This is a genomic window from Nocardia noduli, from assembly GCF_019038455.1.
In the GTDB taxonomy this organism is placed as follows: domain Bacteria; phylum Actinomycetota; class Actinomycetes; order Mycobacteriales; family Mycobacteriaceae; genus Nocardia; species Nocardia noduli.
Genome location: NZ_JAFMPL010000006.1, coordinates 104,505 through 123,961 on the forward strand (window position 1 = coordinate 104,505; position 19,457 = coordinate 123,961).

General features: G+C 67.7%; 18 protein-coding genes and 1 pseudogene. 13 read left to right on the forward strand and 6 right to left on the reverse strand.

Annotated features, from left to right (window positions below; all coding sequences use genetic code 11):
• Positions 1–2: 2 nt before the first annotated feature.
• Entirely contained in the window at positions 3–857 is an 855-nt protein-coding gene (locus JZ792_RS06475; RefSeq protein WP_216907839.1) for an ABC transporter permease, read from the reverse strand.
• Complete coding sequence (locus tag JZ792_RS06480; protein ID WP_109530820.1) at positions 857–1,684, reverse strand: MlaE family ABC transporter permease; 828 nt, start codon at positions 1,682–1,684, stop codon at positions 857–859. The genes JZ792_RS06475 and JZ792_RS06480 overlap by 1 nt, the downstream gene beginning before the upstream one ends.
• Positions 1,685–2,581: 897 nt before the next feature.
• Here JZ792_RS06480 and JZ792_RS06485 point away from each other — a divergent pair.
• Genes JZ792_RS06485 through JZ792_RS06495 form a run of 3 tightly spaced genes read left to right on the forward strand, consistent with a single transcriptional unit; the run spans position 2,582 to position 6,557 of the window.
• The gene (locus JZ792_RS06485) at positions 2,582–3,046 is read left to right on the forward strand and encodes a hypothetical protein (protein ID WP_216907842.1); all 465 of its coding nucleotides are present in this window, start codon (positions 2,582–2,584) and stop codon (positions 3,044–3,046) included.
• Between the two features lie 56 nt (positions 3,047–3,102).
• Positions 3,103–4,827 (forward strand): ABC transporter transmembrane domain-containing protein, encoded by a 1,725-nt coding sequence (locus JZ792_RS06490; RefSeq protein WP_216907844.1) that lies wholly within the window; start codon positions 3,103–3,105, stop codon positions 4,825–4,827.
• The gene (locus JZ792_RS06495) at positions 4,824–6,557 is read left to right on the forward strand and encodes an ABC transporter ATP-binding protein (RefSeq protein WP_216907846.1); all 1,734 of its coding nucleotides are present in this window, start codon (positions 4,824–4,826) and stop codon (positions 6,555–6,557) included. Before JZ792_RS06490 ends, JZ792_RS06495 begins: the two co-directional genes overlap by 4 nt.
• Before the next feature lie 55 nt (positions 6,558–6,612).
• Here JZ792_RS06495 and JZ792_RS06500 read toward each other — a convergent pair whose 3' ends face one another.
• A complete protein-coding gene (locus tag JZ792_RS06500; RefSeq protein ID WP_216907848.1) occupies positions 6,613–7,254 on the reverse strand; it encodes a TetR/AcrR family transcriptional regulator in 642 nt (213 codons plus the stop codon).
• Positions 7,255–7,328: 74 nt separating this feature from the next.
• On the opposite strand from JZ792_RS06500, the gene JZ792_RS06505 reads away from it, so the two are divergent.
• The 3 genes and pseudogenes from JZ792_RS06505 (at position 7,329) to JZ792_RS06515 (ending at position 9,797) form a co-directional block, all read left to right on the forward strand.
• On the forward strand, positions 7,329–8,156 hold the full coding sequence (locus JZ792_RS06505) for an SDR family oxidoreductase (protein ID WP_216907850.1): 828 nt from the start codon (positions 7,329–7,331) through the stop codon (positions 8,154–8,156).
• A 60-nt stretch (positions 8,157–8,216) separates the two neighbouring features.
• Positions 8,217–8,558, forward strand: a pseudogene (locus tag JZ792_RS06510) (hypothetical protein); the annotation flags it as partial.
• A 381-nt stretch (positions 8,559–8,939) separates the two neighbouring features.
• Entirely contained in the window at positions 8,940–9,797 is an 858-nt protein-coding gene (locus tag JZ792_RS06515) for a phosphotransferase family protein (protein ID WP_254189417.1), read from the forward strand.
• 44 nt (positions 9,798–9,841) lie between these two features.
• Here the strand turns inward: JZ792_RS06515 and JZ792_RS06520 are convergent, their stop codons facing one another.
• Positions 9,842–10,639, reverse strand: a complete 798-nt coding sequence (locus JZ792_RS06520) for an SDR family NAD(P)-dependent oxidoreductase (RefSeq protein ID WP_216907852.1) — start codon at positions 10,637–10,639, stop codon at positions 9,842–9,844.
• 200 nt (positions 10,640–10,839) lie between these two features.
• On the opposite strand from JZ792_RS06520, the gene mftA reads away from it, so the two are divergent.
• The 3 genes from mftA to mftC are packed head-to-tail and all read left to right on the forward strand — an operon-like array spanning position 10,840 to position 12,452.
• Complete coding sequence (gene mftA / locus JZ792_RS06525) at positions 10,840–10,947, forward strand: mycofactocin precursor MftA (RefSeq protein WP_216907854.1); 108 nt, start codon at positions 10,840–10,842, stop codon at positions 10,945–10,947.
• Entirely contained in the window at positions 10,937–11,230 is a 294-nt protein-coding gene (gene mftB, locus JZ792_RS06530; RefSeq protein WP_216907856.1) for a mycofactocin biosynthesis chaperone MftB, read from the forward strand. Before mftA ends, mftB begins: the two co-directional genes overlap by 11 nt.
• 16 nt (positions 11,231–11,246) lie before the next feature.
• Positions 11,247–12,452 carry a mycofactocin radical SAM maturase gene (gene mftC, locus JZ792_RS06535; protein WP_216907858.1) on the forward strand — a complete coding sequence of 402 codons (1,206 nt, stop codon included), beginning with the start codon at positions 11,247–11,249 and terminating at the stop codon, positions 12,450–12,452.
• 19 nt (positions 12,453–12,471) lie between these two features.
• Here mftC and JZ792_RS06540 read toward each other — a convergent pair whose 3' ends face one another.
• Positions 12,472–13,482: a formylglycine-generating enzyme family protein gene (locus tag JZ792_RS06540; RefSeq protein WP_498044238.1), complete on the reverse strand. Its 1,011-nt coding sequence runs from the start codon at positions 13,480–13,482 to the stop codon at positions 12,472–12,474.
• 200 nt (positions 13,483–13,682) lie between these two features.
• Here JZ792_RS06540 and JZ792_RS06545 point away from each other — a divergent pair, with 200 nt between their 5' ends.
• The 4 genes from JZ792_RS06545 to JZ792_RS06560 all read left to right on the forward strand — a co-directional run bounded on the left by JZ792_RS06545 (position 13,683) and on the right by JZ792_RS06560 (position 18,660).
• The gene (locus JZ792_RS06545) at positions 13,683–14,660 is read left to right on the forward strand and encodes an HAD family hydrolase (RefSeq protein WP_216907860.1); all 978 of its coding nucleotides are present in this window, start codon (positions 13,683–13,685) and stop codon (positions 14,658–14,660) included.
• A gap of 131 nt (positions 14,661–14,791) precedes the next feature.
• The gene (locus tag JZ792_RS06550) at positions 14,792–17,149 is read left to right on the forward strand and encodes an arylsulfatase (RefSeq protein ID WP_216907862.1); all 2,358 of its coding nucleotides are present in this window, start codon (positions 14,792–14,794) and stop codon (positions 17,147–17,149) included.
• A gap of 70 nt (positions 17,150–17,219) precedes the next feature.
• Positions 17,220–18,389 carry a DUF2254 family protein gene (locus JZ792_RS06555; RefSeq protein WP_216907864.1) on the forward strand — a complete coding sequence of 390 codons (1,170 nt, stop codon included), beginning with the start codon at positions 17,220–17,222 and terminating at the stop codon, positions 18,387–18,389.
• Between the two features lie 106 nt (positions 18,390–18,495).
• On the forward strand, positions 18,496–18,660 hold the full coding sequence (locus tag JZ792_RS06560; RefSeq protein ID WP_216907866.1) for a hypothetical protein: 165 nt from the start codon (positions 18,496–18,498) through the stop codon (positions 18,658–18,660).
• A gap of 70 nt (positions 18,661–18,730) precedes the next feature.
• Here JZ792_RS06560 and JZ792_RS06565 read toward each other — a convergent pair whose 3' ends face one another.
• Positions 18,731–19,327, reverse strand: coding sequence for a TetR/AcrR family transcriptional regulator (locus JZ792_RS06565; RefSeq protein ID WP_216907868.1), 597 nt, complete (start codon positions 19,325–19,327; stop codon positions 18,731–18,733).
• Between the last annotated feature and the right edge of the window lie 130 nt (positions 19,328–19,457).

Here is a 19,457-nt window from a genome sequence, read left to right on the forward strand (position 1 = left end):
GCTCACCCTCCCAGCCGCGCGCTGGCCCCGATACCCCAGAGGGCAATGGTGAGCAGCAGATTGACGACGATCATGACCGAGATCGCGGCGCGCATGGCACGCCCCGCCGCGATTCCGACACCCTGCGGTCCGCCCGCGGCGTAGAAGCCGTAGTAGCACTGGATGGTGGTCGTCAGGATCACGAAGACCACGGCCTTGAGCAGCGAGTAGACGATGTCGGGCCCGTTGAGCACGAGTTGGAAATAGTGGTGATACGTGCCGACGGACAGCCCGCCGGAGGCCGCGACCACGAATTCCACGGCGAGATAGTTGACCGCGAGACAGACCAGATACAGCGGCACGATGGCGACCACCGAGGCCAGCAGTTTGGTGCTGACCAGATAGGGAATGGACCGAATGGCCATCGACTCCATCGCGTCGATCTCCTCGGCGATACCCATCGCGCCCAATTGCGCGGTGAATCGGCATCCCGCCTGCGCAGCGAAAGCCAGCGATGCCATGATCGGGGCCAATTCCCGGGTCGACGCGGTGGACGCGACCAATCCGATAGCGGGTTCCATTCCGAGCAGATGCAGCGCGTTGTACCCCTCGAGTCCGACGATCGCGCCACCCGCCGCGCCGAGCACGATGATGACGCCGGCGGTACCGCCGCCGACGACGATCGAGCCATTTCCCCAAGCGATATCCGACAGCGTTCTCATGAATTCTGTCCGATAGTGCCGCAACATCACCGGAATCGCTGCGGCGGCGCGGAAGAAAAAGGTGATCATATGGCCCAGCCGCATGAATGCGGTGCCGATGGATCGTGAATATCCGAGGAGCAGACGGGTGCCCGGCGGATAATATGTCGCAGCCATTACAAACCCTGTCTGGGAAACAGCATCATGAACAACTGGGTGAACAGCACGTTGACGATCATCAGCAAAAGGATCGAGGAGACGACGGTGGAATTCACCGAATTCGCGACACCGGCCGGACCGCCCTTGGTGGTGAGACCCTTGTGGCAGGCGACCACGGCGACGATGGCGCCGTAGACCACGGCCTTGATCAACGTCAGCACCATGTCGCCGACCGTGGCGAAGGACGCGAAGGTCACCACGAAACTGCCGGGCGCACCGCCCTGGGCGAAGACGTTGAACGCGTAGCCCGCGACGAATCCGACGAAGCACACGACTCCGGTGAGGGATACCCCGATCAGGATCGCGGCCGCGAAACGGGGGACGACCAGGCGCCGGATCACCGACAATCCCATGATCTCCATCGCGTCGAGCTCCTCGCGGATCTTGCGGGAGCCCAGATCGGCGCAGATGGCCGAGCCGACCGCGGCCGCCATCAGCAGCGCCGCGACCATCGGCGCGCCCTGCCGGATCACGGCGAGCCCGCTGGCCGCGCCCGCCAGCGACGTCGCGCCGACCTGTCCGGCCAGCAATCCGAATTGAATGGACAGCGTGACGCCGATCGGCAATGCGACGAATATCGTCGGAAGGACCGCCGCCGAGGCCATGAACGCGGCCTGCTGAACACATTCCCGGAACGGGAGCCGCCCGGTCGCGATATCGATCAGCAGATACTGCACGGTGCGCACGCCGAGCAGGAATTGACCGCCGACAGTTTCGAGCGCCACGGCCGGATGCCGTTCCAGATAGCCACGGAACCAGGCGAGGATTTCACGGCTCGCCGACATCTTCGCGGGCGTCGGTCCCTCGGATTTCGCGGACAGGACACCTTCGGGTGCCGCGGCGCGGAAACGGTTCGTCATGGTCTGAACGTCTCCATTCGAGTAGGGATGATCCGCGAATTCGCTGCACCGAGTGTGATGGTGTCCGCACGGTCGCGTCAATAGTCGATCCACAAATTATCCGATTCCGATTCCGGTCACTTCCTGCGGAAATGCCGAATAACCCGTCCGACTGTGGACGAGTATTTCGCATCAGGTGCGACGAATATTCGCCACACGAGATTAAATAGTATCGAGCCTATTTTTAAGACCTGCCGAACCGGCCGACCGAGCCGATATCACCCCGATCACTGCCACTGCGCGGGGCGACACCACGGGACTTCATCGCGGGGCCGGGACGCGACCGGGGGCACGGTGATCGAGCGGTCCGCGCCGACGACCGACGTGGCACGTGACGCCCGCCAGCGCCCGGCGGCGACGAATGCGCCTCGGCGACAGGGGTACCGAGATGCGACACCGGCATCCGCCGCCCGCCTCCGTGATTCGACACCGCGCTACCCCGACCTTCTGTCTGTTCGCTCCTACACCGCGGGCACTCGAGGACCGCACCGGATCGCCCATCTCGGGGGTCCCGATCCGGCGGCCGTCCCGCCGGTCACCTTCTTGGGCAACTATACAGTAGGTGTTACAGTTAATCGCACAACAAACGTCCGATCGGGCTGTGCGCGGACCATCGGGCGGGACGACGCGGCCCGGGCACGGCGGACAGGTGGCGGCGGAGCGACACGCTCGCCGACGCCGCGACGGACTCTCGGCCGCAACCCCGCGAACCGCCGATTCGACCCGAATCATCCGGTTCGGCAGTATGATTCGTAGACACCGCTCTGTATTCAGGAGGTCGCCGTGGCCACGTCGAAGAAGCGGGATCGCACCGCGCCCATCACCGGACTCAGCCCGCACACCGTCGAAACCCTGATCGACGCGGGCGAGATGCTGGCCCGCCGGGTCCGCCACGAAACCCTGCACAGTCCGCGCCCGGTGTTCCTCTATTACATCGCCCAGACCTTCGACACCCTGACCGCGAAACTGTCGGCAGCCAAACGTCCGCGACCCGCGACCCCCGCCCAACAGTTGTGCCTGCACCTGATGATCGCGGTACTCGAGGAGCGGGAGGCGGACGATTCCGTTCTCGCACAGGTCCGCTCGACGCTGATGCCGGAAGGCACCCACGAATCACTCGCCGGGATCGGCCGAATCCCGCTGCGCCCGGACCGTTCCTTCGATTTCGTCGCCCTCGGCGACACCCTGTACGGCCACGGCATGGGCGCGTTCTTCGCCCCGTTCGAGTCCGACGACCTGGTCGCCTAGGAAGTTTCGACACCTCGGTGGCCCGAGGTGGAACGGGTCTGCGGTATCGAACAGGTATGCGCGACAACCGTGATGACCCCGGCCACCCCGACACCGGGGGACACTGGCGCTACCTGTGGTGGCTGGTCACCTGCCAATGGCGACGTGTCCTGGTGGGCGCGGCGCTGGCCTGTGCGTACATGGTGCTGCTGACGGTGCCGCCGCAATTGCTCGCACGCGCGATCGACGGTGTGCGAGACCGCGACCGCGCCGCCGTCATCGGGTTCGCCGGAGCCCTGCTCGGCACGGGTGCTCTGCTGGCTGTCGTGTCGGTACTCCAGTACCGGGCGATGACACTCGCGTGCGCCGACGCCTACCTGCGGACCGTTCGGGTGCTGACCCGCGCGGTGACCCGGCTCGGCCCCACGCTGCACCGCAGGATCGGCGCGGGCGAGATCGTCGTGATCGGCAGCACCGACGTCGAACAGATCACCCGCACGATCATGATCGTCGGCCCCGGCGCGGCCGGAATCCTCGGCTACTGCGCGGTCGCGGTCGCGCTCCTCAGCATCTCCCCCACCCTGGCGGTCATCGTAATGCTGGGCGTGCCGGTGCTGATGGTCGTGATGAAACCGCTGCTCGGACGCCTGCGACGGACCGAAGACAGCTACCGCGCGCAGCAGGGCGAGTCGACCGCCATGGTCGGCGATATCGTCACGGGTCTGCGTGTGCTGTGCGGTATCGGCGGCAAGGAGGTGTTCGCCGACCGGTATCGAACGAGGTCGGCGACGTTGCGCGAGGAGGGATATCGAGTCGCCGCGGTGACGAGTTGGATCGGCGCGGTCGCGCTCGCGTTGCCGACGGTCTTCGTGGCGGTGGTGATCTGGTCGGCCGCGCGCATGGCGGCGTCCGGGCAGATCGGCCTCGGCGAGATGGTCGCGGTGTACGGATATGTGGCGACACTGTCGGTACCGGTATCCGCGATCCTGCACGGCATCGATGACATCGGTCGCTATCCCGTGTCCGCGCGCAGGCTGCTCGCGGTCCTCACCCTCCGAGACGATGTCACCGATACCGGCACCCGGCACTGGCCCGAGGAATCCGGGGAGCTGTACGACCCGGTCGCGGACCTGCGCCTGCCCGCGTCCGGGATGGTCGCCGTCGTCACCGCGAACCGGGCCGGCGTCATCGCCGTGTTCGAGCGATTCGCACGATTCACCGATTCGGCGGCCCGCTACGGCCCGACTCCCCTCCGGGAGTTCCGGCTGGAGGAGGTGCGGCGGCATATCGTGCTCGTCGACAACGACGCGTACCTGTTCGCCGGTCCTCTGCGCGAGATCATCGCCGGAGCAACCGAACCCGACGATGCGCGCGTCCTCGCCGCGCTGCGGGTCGCCGCCGCCGAGGACGTGTCGACCGGACTACCCGACGGGCTGAGCACGGTGTTACCAGACCGGGCGACCACTCTCTCCGGCGGCCAACGGCAACGGTTGCGCCTGGCCCGCGCGATCTGCGCCGAGCCCGACGTCCTGCTGCTGGTCGACCCGACCTCGGCCGTCGACGCGCACACCGAAGCGCTTGTCGCGGCGCGTATCCACGCCGCGCGGAGCGGACGGACGACGGTGATCGCGACGACCTCGCCCACCGTGCTCGAGCGGTGCGACATGGTCGTCCACCTTCGCGACGACGTACCCGCCGTCGTCGGAACACATCGGGAGCTGATCGGCGACCGGCCGGACTATCGCGCGCTGGTGCTGCGCGAGACCGCCGGGGACACGATCGAATGCGAGGCGGCGCGATGATCGCCCGGCTGCCGGTCGGTGACCGTCGCGCGGTGCGGGCGGCCGTCCGGCAACTGGTCGGGCGCGAACCGGCAACCGCCGCGCGCGTCGTATTGCTCTACGGCGCGGCGGCTTTCGCCGGACTCGGCCCGCCGTGGCTGCTCGGCACGGTCGTCGACAGCATCCGATCGGGGCACGCCGAGTCGGTGAATCGGCTCCTGCCCGCGGTGCTCGCCTGCGCGCTGACGCAGATGCTGTTCACCCGGTACGCGATCGACGCGGGCAGACGATTCGGCGAGCGTTCGTTGACGTACCTGCGGGAGGACCTGCTCGACCGGGTGCTCGCGCTACCGACCGCGATCGTCGAGCGGGCGGGCGGCGGCGATCTCATGACCCGTAGCACCACCGATGTGGCAACGGTCGGTGTGGCGGTGCGGGAGGCACTTCCGGAAATGCTGATCGCGGGTATTCGAGTCGTACTCCTGCTCGCGGTGGTCTTCGTCCTGGACTGGCGCCTCGGGGTGGGGGCACTGGCGGGCGTTCCCGTGCTGTTGTTGGTCTGCCGGTGGTATCTGCGTACCGCCCGAACCGCCTATCTGGCCGAAGCCGCCGCCGGGACCGAGATCTCCGACACCCTGATGGCAGGCACGAGCGGCGCGCGGACGGTCACCGCCCTGGGAATGGAAGCGCGGCGTATCGGCGCGGGCGACGAGACGACCTCGGTCCACCTCGCGGCGCAGATCACCACCCTGCGGCTACGGACACTGCTGTATTCGTCGAAGGACGTCGCCGGGGTCCTGCCGGTGACGGTGGTCCTGATCATCGGCGGTTTTCTGCACGACGGACATTCGGTGCCGCTCGGCACGGTGGTCGCGGCGGCACTGTACGTGCAGCAACTCGGCTCCCCGCTGGACACTCTCGTCGGTCGCGCCGAACAACTTCAGCGCGCGGGCGCGGCGATGGCCCGCCTGGTCGGCGTGCCCGCCGCGCCCGCCGCGAGGACCTCCGACGGCCCGATCCCGGCCGACGATCGGGTGCGACTGTCCTCGGTGCGTTTCGCCTACCTCCCGGGACACGATGTCCTGCGCGATATCGACCTCGACGTCGGACCGGGCGAACGGATCGCGGTGGTCGGACCGTCGGGATCGGGCAAGACCACACTGGCGCGATTGCTGGCGGGCATCGATCGCCCGTCCTCGGGTGCGGTGACCGTGGGCGGGGTGTCCGTATCGGATCTGGCGCCGGAAACGCTGCGTCGCCGAATCGTGCTGGTCACCCAGGAACATCACGTCTTCCTCGGCACCGTGCGGGAGAACCTCGCCATCGCCGCCCCGACCGCCGACGACGACGCGTTGAGGGACGCGCTGCGCACCGTCGGCGCCGACTGGGTCGACACCCTGTCCGACGGGATGGGCACCGTGCTCGGCCCCGGCGCCACCGTCCTCGACGCGGCACGCGAACAACAACTGGCACTGGCGCGAATCGTGCTCGCCGACCCCCGGGTGATCCTGCTGGACGAAGCGACATCACTGCTGGATCCGGCGACCGCGCGCGACGCCGAGCGATCGCTGTCGGCGGTACTGGAGGGCAGAACCGTCATCGCGTTCGCGCACCGACTGCACACCGCCCGTGACGCCGATCGCGTGGTCGTCCTGGAGGACGGACGTATCACCGAACAGGGCAGCCACGACGAATTGCACTCGGCGGGCGGTGTTTACGCAAGCCTCTGGCACGCGCAGGTCGGTACGTGAACCCACCGGGAATTCGGCACCGGACCCGTGTCCATTCGACGCCGGTGCCGCGCCGTTACCCGCGCTCCCCCGACCCTTCGGCCACCTCGTTCGGGGCTCGCCGCGAAGCCGGATTCGCCAGACCCGCGAAAAGTAGGTCGAGCAGCCCCTCGGCGCTGCGGTATCCGGTCGGCGGGCGACCCGCCAGCGCGCGATAGAGCAGCGTGCCGATCACCGCGTCGGCCGCGGCGTCCAGATCCGCGTCGGCGCGGATCTGGCCCCTCTCCACGCCCGCGGCCATCCGCCGGATCAGGTGATCGCGGCTCGGTCCGGTCAGTTCGCCGTAGAGTCGCTCCGCGTCGGCGGCGCTGTCGGCGGCGGCAGCAGCGAGCCCGCGAACCATCGCGACGGAGGCGGCGTCGTCCATCCGCCGGAATTGCCGATCCAGCCAGGCGCGCAGATCGGCTTCGGCATCGCCCGTATCGGGCGGGACGCCACCGCTGGTGTCGAGGTAGCCGGACAGGACCGCTTCGGTGACGACCGCCGCCTTGGAAGGCCACCAGCGGTACACCGTCTGCTTGCCGACGCCCGCGCCCGCCGCGATCGCCTCCATCGTCATCTGTTCGTAGCCGACAGATCCCAGCAGGTCACGGGCGGTTTCCAGAATCGCGCCGTGGGCGCGCGCGCTTCGCGGCCGACCTCGCTGCGTACCCGACATGTCTCGAAACCTTAGGGGACGCGCATACTGCCATTACGATACGATCCGTCTCGTAATACTGGATAGGAGTCCCCGTGGACAGAGATGTAGCGGTTGTCATCGGCATCGGCGGCATGGGCCGGGCCATCGCCGGTCGCATCGGCAGCGGGCGTTCGATACTGCTCGCCGATTTCGACGAGGCCGCACTGGCGGCCGTCGCCGGACAACTCCGCGATGCCGGACATCTGGTCACCGCGCGCGTGGTCGATGTGGCCGATCAGGATTCGGTGCGATCCCTCGCCGACGCCGCCGCCGCACTCGGCCCGGTCACCCACCTGGCCCACACGGCGGGACTCTCACCGACGCAGGCCACGGCCGAGCGGATCCTGCGGGTGGATCTCGCCGGCGTCGCCTACGTACTCGACGAATTCGCCCGGGTGATCGCTCCCGGCGGGGCCGGGGTGGTCGTCGCGAGCATGGCGGCGCATATGTCGGGCGCGCATTTCGCCGAGCACGACCGCGCGCTGGCGACCACCCCGGCCGCGCGACTGCTGGCGCTGCCCTTCCTGTCCTCCGACGAACTGAGCCATCCGACCGTGGCCTACGCACTCGCCAAACACGCCAATGTCCTTCGGGTCCAGGCCGCGGCGGGGGCGTGGGGCGAACGCGGCGCCCGTGTCAACTCGATCAGCCCCGGCGTCATCTCCACGCCGATGGGTCAGCAGGAACTCGACGGGGCTACCGGCGAGCACATGCGCGCCATGGTGCGGATGTCGGCTACCGGCCGCCTCGGCACCCCGGACGATATCGCCGCGGCGACGGCGTTCCTGCTCGATCCGCAGGCGAGTTTCGTCACCGGGACGGATCTGCTCGTCGACGGCGGCGTGGTCGCGGCGGCCCGCGTGCTCGCACCCGCGCAGTAGAGCGCGCACCGCGCGGGAAGGACGGTGTTGCCGCTCGGCACGACACCGGCCTTCGCCGGAATGCACAAATGGCTCGAGCGCGGCATATTCGTCTGCCTGTTCGCGCTCGTCGTCGAAGGCGCGTTCACCGTGCCCACCCTCGCCCTCTGGTACGGCTGGCCGACGCTGTCGTTCACCGAGATCTGTAGCGAACTCATGAAGGTGCGCTATTCCGACGACACCGTCGAATGCGAACACCCCTATCCGGTCGGCGGTCCGCCGTTCGGCGGCAAACCGGAGGCGGCCGATCAGACCACGGCGCGTGACGAATGGGGTGTTCAACCCAAACCCGAATACGGCCGAATCGGCTTCCGCGAACTCATCCGGATCCACGAGGAGCGGATCGCCGGGCAGGAGGCCCAGAATGCGGCCCCACGGCAGGAAAGCTATTCTGCCCGAGAGATTCTGAACGCCGGGGACATTTTCGACGAAGGGTGGCCTGTGACGCCGCAAGCTCTTGTGACGGCGCTCGGGATCGGCATGGCCGTGAAGGAGGCGATCCGCGCGGGTGTCGACCGGGCCGTGCCGTTCCGGGCGACCATTCCGATCCGTGTCGCCGAGGCCGACGAACGCTGGCTCGGCGACGCGCTCGGACTGTCGCCGGGTTCGATCACCTCGATCCGGGTGCTCGACCACAACTCCGGCACAGCGTCGCGGGCGCGGATCGCCGTGAAATCCGAGGCGGACCTGCCGACGCACCTGTTCTTGAAGATGGTGCCGCGCAACTATCTACAGCATGTGCTGATGAACATCTTCCGGCTCGGCACCAAGGAGATCCTGGCCTACCGCGCGCTCGGCGACGACCCGCCGGTGCGGGTGCCGCGCTGCTACGTGGCCGAGGCCGACGGGTTCCGGCGGCGCAGCATCCTGGTCCTGGAGGATCTGTCCGAGACCGCCGAATTCCGGACCGTCATCGATTCGGTGACCCGTGCCGAGGCCGAGGCCGTCGCCGACGCCATGGCCGATCTGCACGCCAGATTCTGGGGCACCGACCGTTTCGCGGCCGATCTGCTGCCGCTGTCGCGGCGTTCGGCCACCGAGATCCGCATCGGCGACATCATCCGCAGGCAATTCCTGGCCCAGATCACCGGACACACCGCGGATCTGATCCCCGAGGAGACCAAGCGGCAGTGCCGGATGTTCTACGAACGCAGCGGTGATATCGACGCGTTCTGGGCCGCGCAGCCGCAGACCCTGATCCACGGCGACCCGCATCTGGGCAATCTGTTCTTCGAGGGCGCCGCTCCCGGTTTCCTGGATTGGCAGATCGCCTCGGCGGGCGCGGGCATCCGCGATCTCGCGTACTTCGCGACGGCCTCGGTCGAACCCGATCTGCTGCGGACGATCGAACGTGAACTGGTCGAACGGTATACGGCCCGACTGCGCGCCGCGGGTATCGAGGTGGACACCGAGCGCGTGTGGACCCTGTACCGCGCCGCGGTCACCGAATTCTTCCTGGCCGCGGTCTGCACGGCGGAGGCCGGTGAGCGGATGCAGCCGCTGGATGTGTCGCGGGTAGGAGTGGAACGGGCGGTCGCGGGTGTTCAGGCGCACGACAGTTTCACGGTACTGACCGAACTGATCGACACCGCGAAAGCCTGACACGGCAACGGGATTCGGCGGTGCGCGCCGAATCCCGTCATCGGTCAGAGGAAATCCGAGCCGCCGTCGACATTGACGTTCGCGCCGGTCATATAGGAATTCCGGCGGGAGGCCAGGAAGGCGGCCACCGGCCCGATCTCCTCGGGCAGTCCGGCACGCGGCAGTTGCGCGGGGTGGCCGTAGTGGGTGTCGATCGCCTCCATGAGGCGGTAGGGGTCTTCGGTGTCGATGCCGACCGAGCGCGCCCACGCGGTCAGCGCCGGGGTGACGAAGGTGCCGGGCGAGACCACGTTGACCAGGATCTCGTCCTTGGCCAGCAGGAGCGACAGATTCTTCGACACGCTCGTGACCATCGCCTTGGCCGCGGTGTAGGCCACCAGCGAAACCGTCTGTCGCTGAGTCGAATGCGCCGAGAAGTTGACGATGCGGGCCCAGTCGGCGCCGCGCAGCAACGGCAGCGCGGCGTTGACGCAGTGCACGATGGAGAGCACGCCGTGGTCGACGGCCTCGCGCCACTGATCGTCGGTCAGTTCCTCGACGGTGCCCTGCACATTCGGTCCGACGGTATTGATCAGCGCGTTGAGTTCACCGTTCCAGCGCAGGCGCAGTTGCGCGAAGACGGCCTCGACCTGCGCGATGTCCATGACGTCGGCGGCCAGTCCGACCGCGTCGGGACTGCCGAGACGGGCCAGCTCCTCGGCCGCCGATTCCACGTCCGCGCGCGAGCGGCCGACCACGGCGACCCGCGCGCCCTCCTGCGCCAGGCAGCGCGCGGTGGCGAGCCCCATGCCGCGGCTGCCGCCGACCACCACGGTCGCCGCGCCGTCGAATCCCAGATCCATCTGTACTCCTCTTCCGCCGTCGCTCGGCCGGAACCCGGAGCCGCGATACGGCGCCACACCGGACCGTCCTCACTACTGTAGTCCATTCGGTAATGGAGACGACAGCTATCCGCGATGCCGGGCGGGCACTCCCCCTTCCATTTTGTCATTGGGTGCCATTATGCTGGCGGTCACATCTCTACAGCCTCCGAGGAGTACCCATGAGCGACGCGCCTGCCAACGAGACGGTTGCCACCAGCGACACCCTGATCGAGGCCGACGTCCTCGTCGAGGAGGTCTCGATCGACGGAATGTGCGGTGTCTACTGACTCCGCCGCACCATTCGACCCGGCCCTGCCCTACACCTTGGCGGGGTCGGTGTCGTTGCGGCCAGAACCTTTCGGCGCGCTGGTCTACGACTACGCGACCCGACGGCTTTCCTTTCTGAAGACACCCCTGCTGGTGAATGTGGTCCGTGAGCTGGAGAACCATCCCGACGCCGCGAGCACCCTCGTCGCGGTGGATGTCCCCGCCGCCGACCACGACCGGTATCTACACGCTCTCGCCGGACTGTGCGAGTCGGGCACGATCGCGCTTCGCACAGCCTCCTGAAGCGGACGGGAACATCATGAAACTTGTCGATCATTTCGAATACGGCCTCGACGCCCCCATCTGTCTGACCTGGGAGTTGACCTACGCCTGCAACCTGGCGTGCACGCACTGCCTGTCCTCGTCGGGCCGTAGGGACCCGCGCGAGCTGAGCACCGAAGAATGCAAGGCCGTGATCGACGAGCTCCAGCGCATGCAGGTGTTCTACGTCAATATCGGCGGCGGCGAACCGACGGTGCGCCAGGACTTCTGGGAACTGCTCGACTACGCGGTCGACCACGGTGTCGGCGTCAAATTCTCCACCAACGGCGTGCGCATCACCCCGGAGCGGGCCGAACAGCTCGCCGCCAGTGACTACGTCGACGTGCAGATCTCACTCGACGGCGCGACCGCCGAGGTCAACGACGCCGTGCGCGGCGCGGGCTCGTTCGCCACCGCGTGGAAGGCCATGGAGAATCTCGCGGCGGCGGGCAAGACCGGATTCAAGATCTCGGTGGTGATGACCCGCCAGAATGTCGGTCAGCTCGACGAGTTCAAGGCCATCGCCGACCGTTTCGGCGCGCAACTGCGTATCACCCGGCTGCGGCCCTCCGGTCGCGGTGCCGACGTCTGGCAGGATCTGCATCCCACCGCCGACCAGCAGCTGGTCATCTACAACTGGCTGATCGCCAACGGCGAGAAGGTGCTGACCGGTGATTCGTTCTTCCACCTCAACGCGCTCGGCTCCACCCCGCTGCCCGGCCTGAACCTGTGCGGCGCCGGTCGCGTGGTCTGCCTCATCGATCCCGTCGGCGATGTGTACGCCTGCCCGTTCGCCATCCACGACGAGTTCCTCGCGGGCAATGTCCGAGACAAGGGCGGGTTCGAAACGGTGTGGCGCGGTTCGGAACTGTTCACCCGTCTGCGTGAACCGCAGACGGGTGGCGGCTGCACCTCGTGCTCGGCGTTCGATTCCTGCCGTGGCGGCTGCATGGCGGCGAAATTCTTCACCGGCCTGCCGCTGGACGGTCCCGATCCGGAATGCGTGCGCGGCAATGCCGAACTGGCACTGGTCGGCGCGGGCGCCAACCGGCCCCAGCCCGACAAGGACCATTCGCGCACCGGTAAGCGCCGCAGCAAGTCGGTGGCGCTCGGCCTGCCCGCGCCGTCGCGGGCGACCGCGGTGATGGTCGCGCCCGATCGCGCGTGCGACACCAGCCCGCTGGCCGGATTCGGCGGTCTCTGACGGCGTAGGACCGGCCCGCTCAGGGCCGGATGATCAACCGGAAGCCCAGGTGCGACGTCGAGGTCTCGACGGCCTGGGCCATCCGGGCGGCGGGCCGGTACCGCCTGCAATAGTTCGGGGCGCACAGATGTGAGCCGCCCTTGATGACGCGGCGGCCGATCCGCGGCTGTGCCCGGTCGGCCTGTGCCCGGTCGACGCTGTCGGCTTCGGTGCCGCCCCTGGGATCGACGGCGACACAGCAGGCGTGCGCTTGCCCCTGGTGGGCGGTGTACCAGTCATGGGTCCACTCCCACACGTTGCCGACCATATCCACCAGGCCGTAGCCGTTGGGTGGGAAGGAACCCACCGGCGATGTGCCCTCGAATCGGTCCACGCGCGTGTTGTGGTGCGGGAATTCGCCGTGCCAGGTATTGGCCATCAGCGTGTTCCCCGGTGTGAATTCGTCGCCCCACGCGAACTCCGCGCCGTCGAGTCCGCCTCGGCACGCGTACTCCCATTCGGCCTCGGTCGGCACCTCCTTACCCGCCCACTCGGCGTAGGCCACGACGTCGTCCCAGGCGATGTGGACCACGGGGTGGTCGGGCCGCTTGCGGACGGAGGTGCCAGGCCCCTGCGGATGCCGCCAATCCGCGCCGGGGACCCAGTGCCACCACTGGTACGGAAGGTCCATCCGCACCGGCCGGTCCGGCTTGACGAATACCGAGGAGCCCGCGACCAGTTGGTCGGGATCGGCGTCGGGATAGTCGGCGGCGCTGGGCGTCCGCTCGGCGACGGTGCGGTAGCGCGTGCGGGAGACGAACCGGGCGAATTCGGCATTCGTCACCGGTCGCGGATCGATCCAGAATCCACCGACCGACACCCGGTGCGTCGGCGCTTCCTCGGGATAGTGGCTGTCCGAGCCCATGGTGAAGGTACCGCCGTCGATCCACACCATCCCGCGGTGCGCGGCCGGGTCAGGAGCTGTCCGAGCACCCGGTGCGTCGCCCCGATGGTCGTCGTGTCGTAGCCCGTTCGCGACTCCACTACTCATGCGGTCCCACTCTCCACCCGTCGACGAAGACTCCGGCCTGTGCGCCCAGTGTGACCGCCGCGGCCCCGAAATCCCTCGCACGGCACGGGTGAACCGCGGCCGTATCGGCGCGTGTCACCCGTAGGGGGTGATGCCCGTGGTTCCACGACTGCGCCACAGTCGCATCCAGTGCCTCGGCAGCTCGAACAAGGAGTCGGTCCATGGTGGTGGAAAATCCGGCGGCGGCTACCGTCCGCGCCTCCTCGAGTTCCCCGGCAGCGGCTCCGGGCGGCGACCCGCTGCCCAGCTGGCGGGAGGGTGCGGCCAAACGCGCCGTGCTCGATTTCGTGGAGCGGGTGGCGGCCGAGGGCGTACCGCCCGAGGATCGGGTCGCCGTCTTCGACAACGACGGCACGCTGTGGTGTGAGAAGCCGATGCCGATCCAGCTCGACTTCATCCTGCGTCGGCTGGTCGCGATGTGCGAGAAGGTGCCCGCCCTTCGGACTCGCCAGCCCTGGCAGGCGGCCTACACGCGCGACTACGACTGGCTGAACGAGGTGATCACCAAGCACTATCGCGGCGACGACAGCGAGGTCGCGGTCCTGGCTTCCGGAATGCTCACGGCGTTCGCCGGAGTCACCGTGGAGGAATTCGAGGCCCAGGCCGACCGGTTCCTGCGCACCACCGAACACCCGACGCTCGCCCGCCCGTACACCGCGTGCGCCTACGCGCCGATGGTCGAACTGCTCGGCGCGCTCGAAGCCAACGGATTCGCCAACTACATCGCCTCCGGCGGTGGTCGCGATTTCATGCGGCCGATCAGTCAGGAGATGTACGGCATCCCCCGTGAACGGGTCATCGGCAGCAGCGTCTCGCTGGCATGGAAGGACAGCACGGTCGTCCACACCGCGGAATTGGATTTCCTCGACGACGGTCCGGAGAAACCCGTGCGCATCTGGAGCCGAGTCGGCCGACGCCCCCTGCTCGCCGTGGGAAATACCAACGGGGATATCCCGATGCTGCGATTCACCGAGCGCGACGGTGTTCCGTCGCTGCGGATGCTGGTGCTCCACGACGACCCCGACCGCGAGTTCGATTACGAGTCGGGTTCCGAGCAGGCACTCGAAGCGGCCGACGCCGAAGGCTGGACGGTGGTCAGCATGAAGGACGACTGGTCGACCGTGTTCGAAGCCCGGTAGCGGACAACTCCCGGTTTCGAAACCCGAAAGTTGTTCTCACCCATCGTGGGTGAGGCGGGCCGGAAGGTGGGCGCTTACGTTCGATCGGGGGGCGAACCGTCGGGGGCCGTCCATCAATGAGGAGAACACCAATGGCAGTTCCTTTCCGCGGTGTGGTCAACCTCGATATCCGTGATTCGATCCCGGACTGGGGCCCCTACGAGCAGCCCAAGGCAGCGCCGGGATCGCCCAATATCGTCTACATCGTGCTCGACGACGTCGGCTTCGGCGCGATGAGCTGCTACGGCGGCCCGATCGAGACGCCGAATATCGACCGGATCGCCGCCAACGGATTGCGCTACAGCCAGTGGCACACCACCGCGCTGTGCTCGCCGACCCGTTCCTGTCTGCTCACCGGCCGCAACCACACCACCAACGGCATGGCCTGCATCAGTGAGGCCGCGGTCGGATTCCCCGGCGGCAACGGCCACATTCCCCCGGAATGCGCCACTCTCGCCGAGGTCCTGGTCGACCAGGGTTTCAGTACCGCGATGGTCGGCAAATGGCATCTGTGCGCCGAGGACGAGATGAATCTGGCGTCCACCAAACGCAATTGGCCGGTCGGTCGCGGTTTCGAGCGCTTCTACGGATTCCTCGGCGCGGAGACCAACCAGTGGTATCCGGATCTGGTGCACGACAACCATCCCGTCGAACAGCCGTCGACGCCGGAGCAGGGCTACCACCTCAGCGTCGACATCACCGACCGGGCCATCGAGTACATCGATGACGTCAAGTCCATCGCCCCGGACCGTCCGGTATTCCTCTACTACGCACCCGGCTGCGCGCACGCGCCGCATCACGCGCCGCGCGAATGGATCGAGCGCTACCGGGGACGGTTCGACGCGGGCTACGAGGCGATGCGCGCGGAGATCCTGGAACGGCAGAAGCAGATGGGCCTGGTCCCGATGAACACCGAACTGCCGCCGCTGAATCCGATCGGCACCCCCGATACCAGGAGCGGGCCGGATGGTCAGCCGTTCCCGCCGCTGGACTACACCCGCCCGTGGGACAGCCTCGACGACGACGAGAAGCGACTGTTCGCCCGGATGGCCGAGGTGTACGCCGGATTCCTCTCGCACTGCGACGATCAGATCGGGCGACTGCTCGACTATCTGGAGAGTATCGAGGAACTCGACAACACCATGATCGTCGTGGTCTCGGACAACGGAGCCAGCGGCGAGGGCGGTTCGGACGGCTCGGTCAACGAGAACAAGATCGCGAACAGCGTCCCGGACGACTTGGCCGAGAATATGGCCGCACTCGACCAGCTCGGCAGCCCGATGACCTACAACCACTACCCCAACGGGTGGGCGGTGGCGTTCAACGCCCCGTTCAAGATGTGGAAGCGGTACTCGTTCAACGGTGGCACCTGCGACCCGTGCGTCATCTCCTGGCCCGCCGGGATCAACGCCCACGGTGAGATCCGCGACCAGTACCACCACGCCGTCGATCTGGTGCCGACCCTGCTGGACTGCCTCGGCATCGAACTGCCCGACATGGTCAAGGGCCACACCCAGGTGCCGTTGCAGGGCGTGAGCATGCGCTACAGCTTCGACGCCGCCAATATCCCGACCGCCAAGCACACGCAGTTCTACTCGATGCTCGGCGGACGCGGGATCTGGCACGACGGCTGGAAGGCCGTCACCACCCACCCCACGCTCAGCGGCTGGAGCAACTTCCCCGACGACACCTGGGAGCTGTACCACACCGAGGTGGACCGCTCGGAGATGCACGATCTCGCCGCCGAGGAACCGGGCAGACTCGCCGAACTGATCGGGCTGTGGTTCTACGAGGCGGGCGTGAACCAGGCGTTCCCGCTCGACGACCGCTCGGCCGTGGAGATCCTCACCACCACCCGTCCCCAGCTCGCGCCACCGCGCAACCGCTACGTGTACCGCCCCGGCGGCGCCGAGGTGCCGGAGTCGGTCGCGGTGAACATCCGCAACCGCTCCTACTCGATCGGCGCGCTGGTCGACCTGCCGGGTCCGACCGCCTCCGGTGTGCTGTTCTCCCAGGGTGGCCGATTCGGCGGGCACGCGCTCTATGTGAAGAACAATCGTCTGCACTACGTCTACAACTTCCTCGGCAGCGAGGAACAGCGGATCAGCGCGACCGAGGATCTGCCGACCGGCCGCGACCTGATCCTGGCCGCGTCCTTCGACAAGGACGGCGAGGATCCGCCCGGCACCGCCCAGGGGCTGATCAGCCTCTACTACGGTGATCGCAAGGTCGGCGAGGGCCGAATCCGTACTCAGCCGGGCAAATTCAGTATCGCCGGGACGGGCCTGCACGCGGGCCGCGACAACGCCGAAGCCGTCACCGACGACTATTCGGGTGAATTCCCGTGGTCGTTCACCGGCGGGACCCTGCACCGGGTCGCCGTCGATGTCAGCGGCGAGCCCTACGTCGATCTCGAGCGCGAGGCTGTCGCCATGCTCTCGCGCGAGTAGCACGGCGCATGGTCGTTGTCTCGAAGCCGCCGGGGCGTCGCGCCCCGGCAGTCGAGCCGGTGGGCCGACGGTGCCCACCCGGGTGATCCGCGCGCGCCGTCGCCTGCGCGCCGGGGTGACCCAGCTCGTCTTCGTCCTGGCCGGGCTGGGCGCGGGCGCGTCGGTACCGAGAATCGGTCGCGGGCCGCGCGCGCCGTCCGCCCAGGTCATCGACACGCTGCTGGCGATCGGACTCGGACTCCTCGGTGCGGTGGCGCTGATCTTCTCCGTGCTGTTCCTGGTCGTCCAGTGGGTGAGCACCACGTTCTCGCCGCGGCTGATGCTGTTCCGCGACGACCCGATCGTCTGGCGTACCTTCGGCTTCGCCGTCGGCCTCGTCGTGTTCTGCGTCACGGCCGCCCTGAGCATCGGCAAGCGCGCCGATGTCTCGGTGGCCGTGCCGATACTCGCGATGTTGTTGCTGCTCGTACTGATCGCGCTGTTGCGGACATTGCAGTTGCGCGCCTTCTCCGCCATTCAGCTGGCGCCCGCGCTCGGCTCGATCGCCGCGCGCGGGCGCGGGGTGCTCGACGCCCTCTACGTCCGCGACGGCACCGAGGTCGCTGCGGCCCCACTGCCGCCGCCGCGCGCCACCGTCACCTGGCCCCATCCGCCCGCGGTGTTGCAGCGGGTGCGGACCGAGCGGCTGGTCGACGCGGCCCGATCCGCCGACGTGGTCATCGTGCTGCGCGAAGCTCCGGGCGCCACACTGCATTTCGGTGATCCCGTCGCCGATGTGCACGGTGGTGCACTTCCCGGCGACGTCGTCCTGCGCGGGCTGACCCTCGGCGACGAACGCACCTTCGAACAGGATCCGCTGTTCGCTTTCCGCCTGCTCGCCGACGTCGCGTTACGCGCGTTGTCGGCGGCCGTGAACGATCCGGCGACGGCGGTGCAGACCTTCGACGGGTTGGGTGACCTGCTCGGACGGGTGGCGGCGATGCCGCACGGACCGCTGCGCCTGACCGACCGGGACGGCGTGCCGCGACTCGTCATCCCCCTGCCCGAATGCGAGGAATTCCTCCGGACCGGCGTCGACGACATCCTCTTCGTCGCCCGCTCGCCGATGGTCGTCGCGGGTCTGCGGACCATGCTGCGACGTGCGCGCCAGCGTGCCGCGCCGGAGAACGCCGGACTGTTCGACGAACGCTCGGCGTTGTTGGACGGCCGGTTCGCCGCCCCACCGCCGGAACCTCTGTGACAGAATCAGCGAACCAGACAACGGCGTCGAAGTAACTGTGCCAGATCAGAATTCAACCACCGGAGGGCCGCCTGCCCGGACCGGTTCGAGGAAGCGGGAACACGTCTTGTTCTGGGGACTCATCACGACCGTCATCGTCATCGCACTGCTGCTGCTCGTCGCCACGGCCATGAAACCGCGCGAGCGTCACGACAGCCGCGTGCGGTTCGCACCGGAAACGCCCGCCGGGAGCAGGGAGAGTTCACGTCCCGCACCGGCGATGCACCACTGACCCGTACCCGGGTCGACCGAGTCGATCGCCTGCGTCCCGACGTCGCGGCACAGGCGATCGAATACTCGAATCACGGTGTGGTCGAACTCGGTTCGTCCATCTGACGCAAACGCTTCTCGACGAATTCCATGGTCTCGGCATGTCCGCCGTGCACCCCGAGCGATTCCTCGAGCATGAGAAACCGTGAGACACCCGACAGCGCGACGACCACGACCTCCGCGGGCCAGGTCTTCTCCTGCGCGTCGTACTTCTCCATGAATTCGCGTAGCGCCACCATCTCGGCTTCGCGGAAGCGATTCGAATAGTCGGTGATGGCGGCCCGAATCACCTTGCGATGGTTGGCCAATGCGGCGAACTCCATGGTGAGCGCGGCGGCCGCGGCCTCGGTGTTGAATTCCCACAGCGCGCGCAGCGGGTTGGGCGAGGCGAGCGCGACCGCTTGCCGCGCCAGGCCCTCCTCCGCGCGGCGGGTGAAGACTTCCAGCAGCAGATCGTCCATGGTCCGGAAGTAGTAGTAGACGAGCTGATACTTCAGGCCCGCCTTGCGAGCGACAGCGCGCGAGGTGACGGCCGCGTAGCCCTCGTCGAGCATGAGCTGCTCGGCGGCGTCCAGCAGGACCGTGCGATTCTTCGCATCGGGCGCACCGAACCTTCTCGGCGATGTCATCTCGATAACCTCCGTGACTCGTGATCACCGCTCACCGCATTCGGTGCCGACCGCACGCGATCGACCCGATGCCGATGACCAGCATCTTCTCTTCCGATGCTAGGCGTCGACCCGGTACGACCATCGCCGA

Coding starts and splice junctions, on each gene's coding strand:
- JZ792_RS06475 (WP_216907839.1), bottom strand. CDS start 857: ATGGCTGCGACATATTATCCGCCGGGCACCCGTCTGCTCCTCGGATAT.
- JZ792_RS06480 (WP_109530820.1), bottom strand. CDS start 1,684: ATGTCGGCGAGCCGTGAAATCCTCGCCTGGTTCCGTGGCTATCTGGAA.
- JZ792_RS06490 (WP_216907844.1), top strand. CDS start 3,103: ATGCGCGACAACCGTGATGACCCCGGCCACCCCGACACCGGGGGACAC.
- JZ792_RS06495 (WP_216907846.1), top strand. CDS start 4,824: ATGATCGCCCGGCTGCCGGTCGGTGACCGTCGCGCGGTGCGGGCGGCC.
- JZ792_RS06500 (WP_216907848.1), bottom strand. CDS start 7,254: ATGTCGGGTACGCAGCGAGGTCGGCCGCGAAGCGCGCGCGCCCACGGC.
- JZ792_RS06515 (WP_254189417.1), top strand. CDS start 8,940: ATGAACATCTTCCGGCTCGGCACCAAGGAGATCCTGGCCTACCGCGCG.
- JZ792_RS06520 (WP_216907852.1), bottom strand. CDS start 10,639: ATGGATCTGGGATTCGACGGCGCGGCGACCGTGGTGGTCGGCGGCAGC.
- mftA (WP_216907854.1), top strand. CDS start 10,840: ATGAGCGACGCGCCTGCCAACGAGACGGTTGCCACCAGCGACACCCTG.
- mftC (WP_216907858.1), top strand. CDS start 11,247: ATGAAACTTGTCGATCATTTCGAATACGGCCTCGACGCCCCCATCTGT.
- JZ792_RS06540 (WP_498044238.1), bottom strand. CDS start 13,482: ATGAGTAGTGGAGTCGCGAACGGGCTACGACACGACGACCATCGGGGC.
- JZ792_RS06545 (WP_216907860.1), top strand. CDS start 13,683: ATGGTGGTGGAAAATCCGGCGGCGGCTACCGTCCGCGCCTCCTCGAGT.
- JZ792_RS06550 (WP_216907862.1), top strand. CDS start 14,792: ATGGCAGTTCCTTTCCGCGGTGTGGTCAACCTCGATATCCGTGATTCG.
- JZ792_RS06565 (WP_216907868.1), bottom strand. CDS start 19,327: ATGACATCGCCGAGAAGGTTCGGTGCGCCCGATGCGAAGAATCGCACG.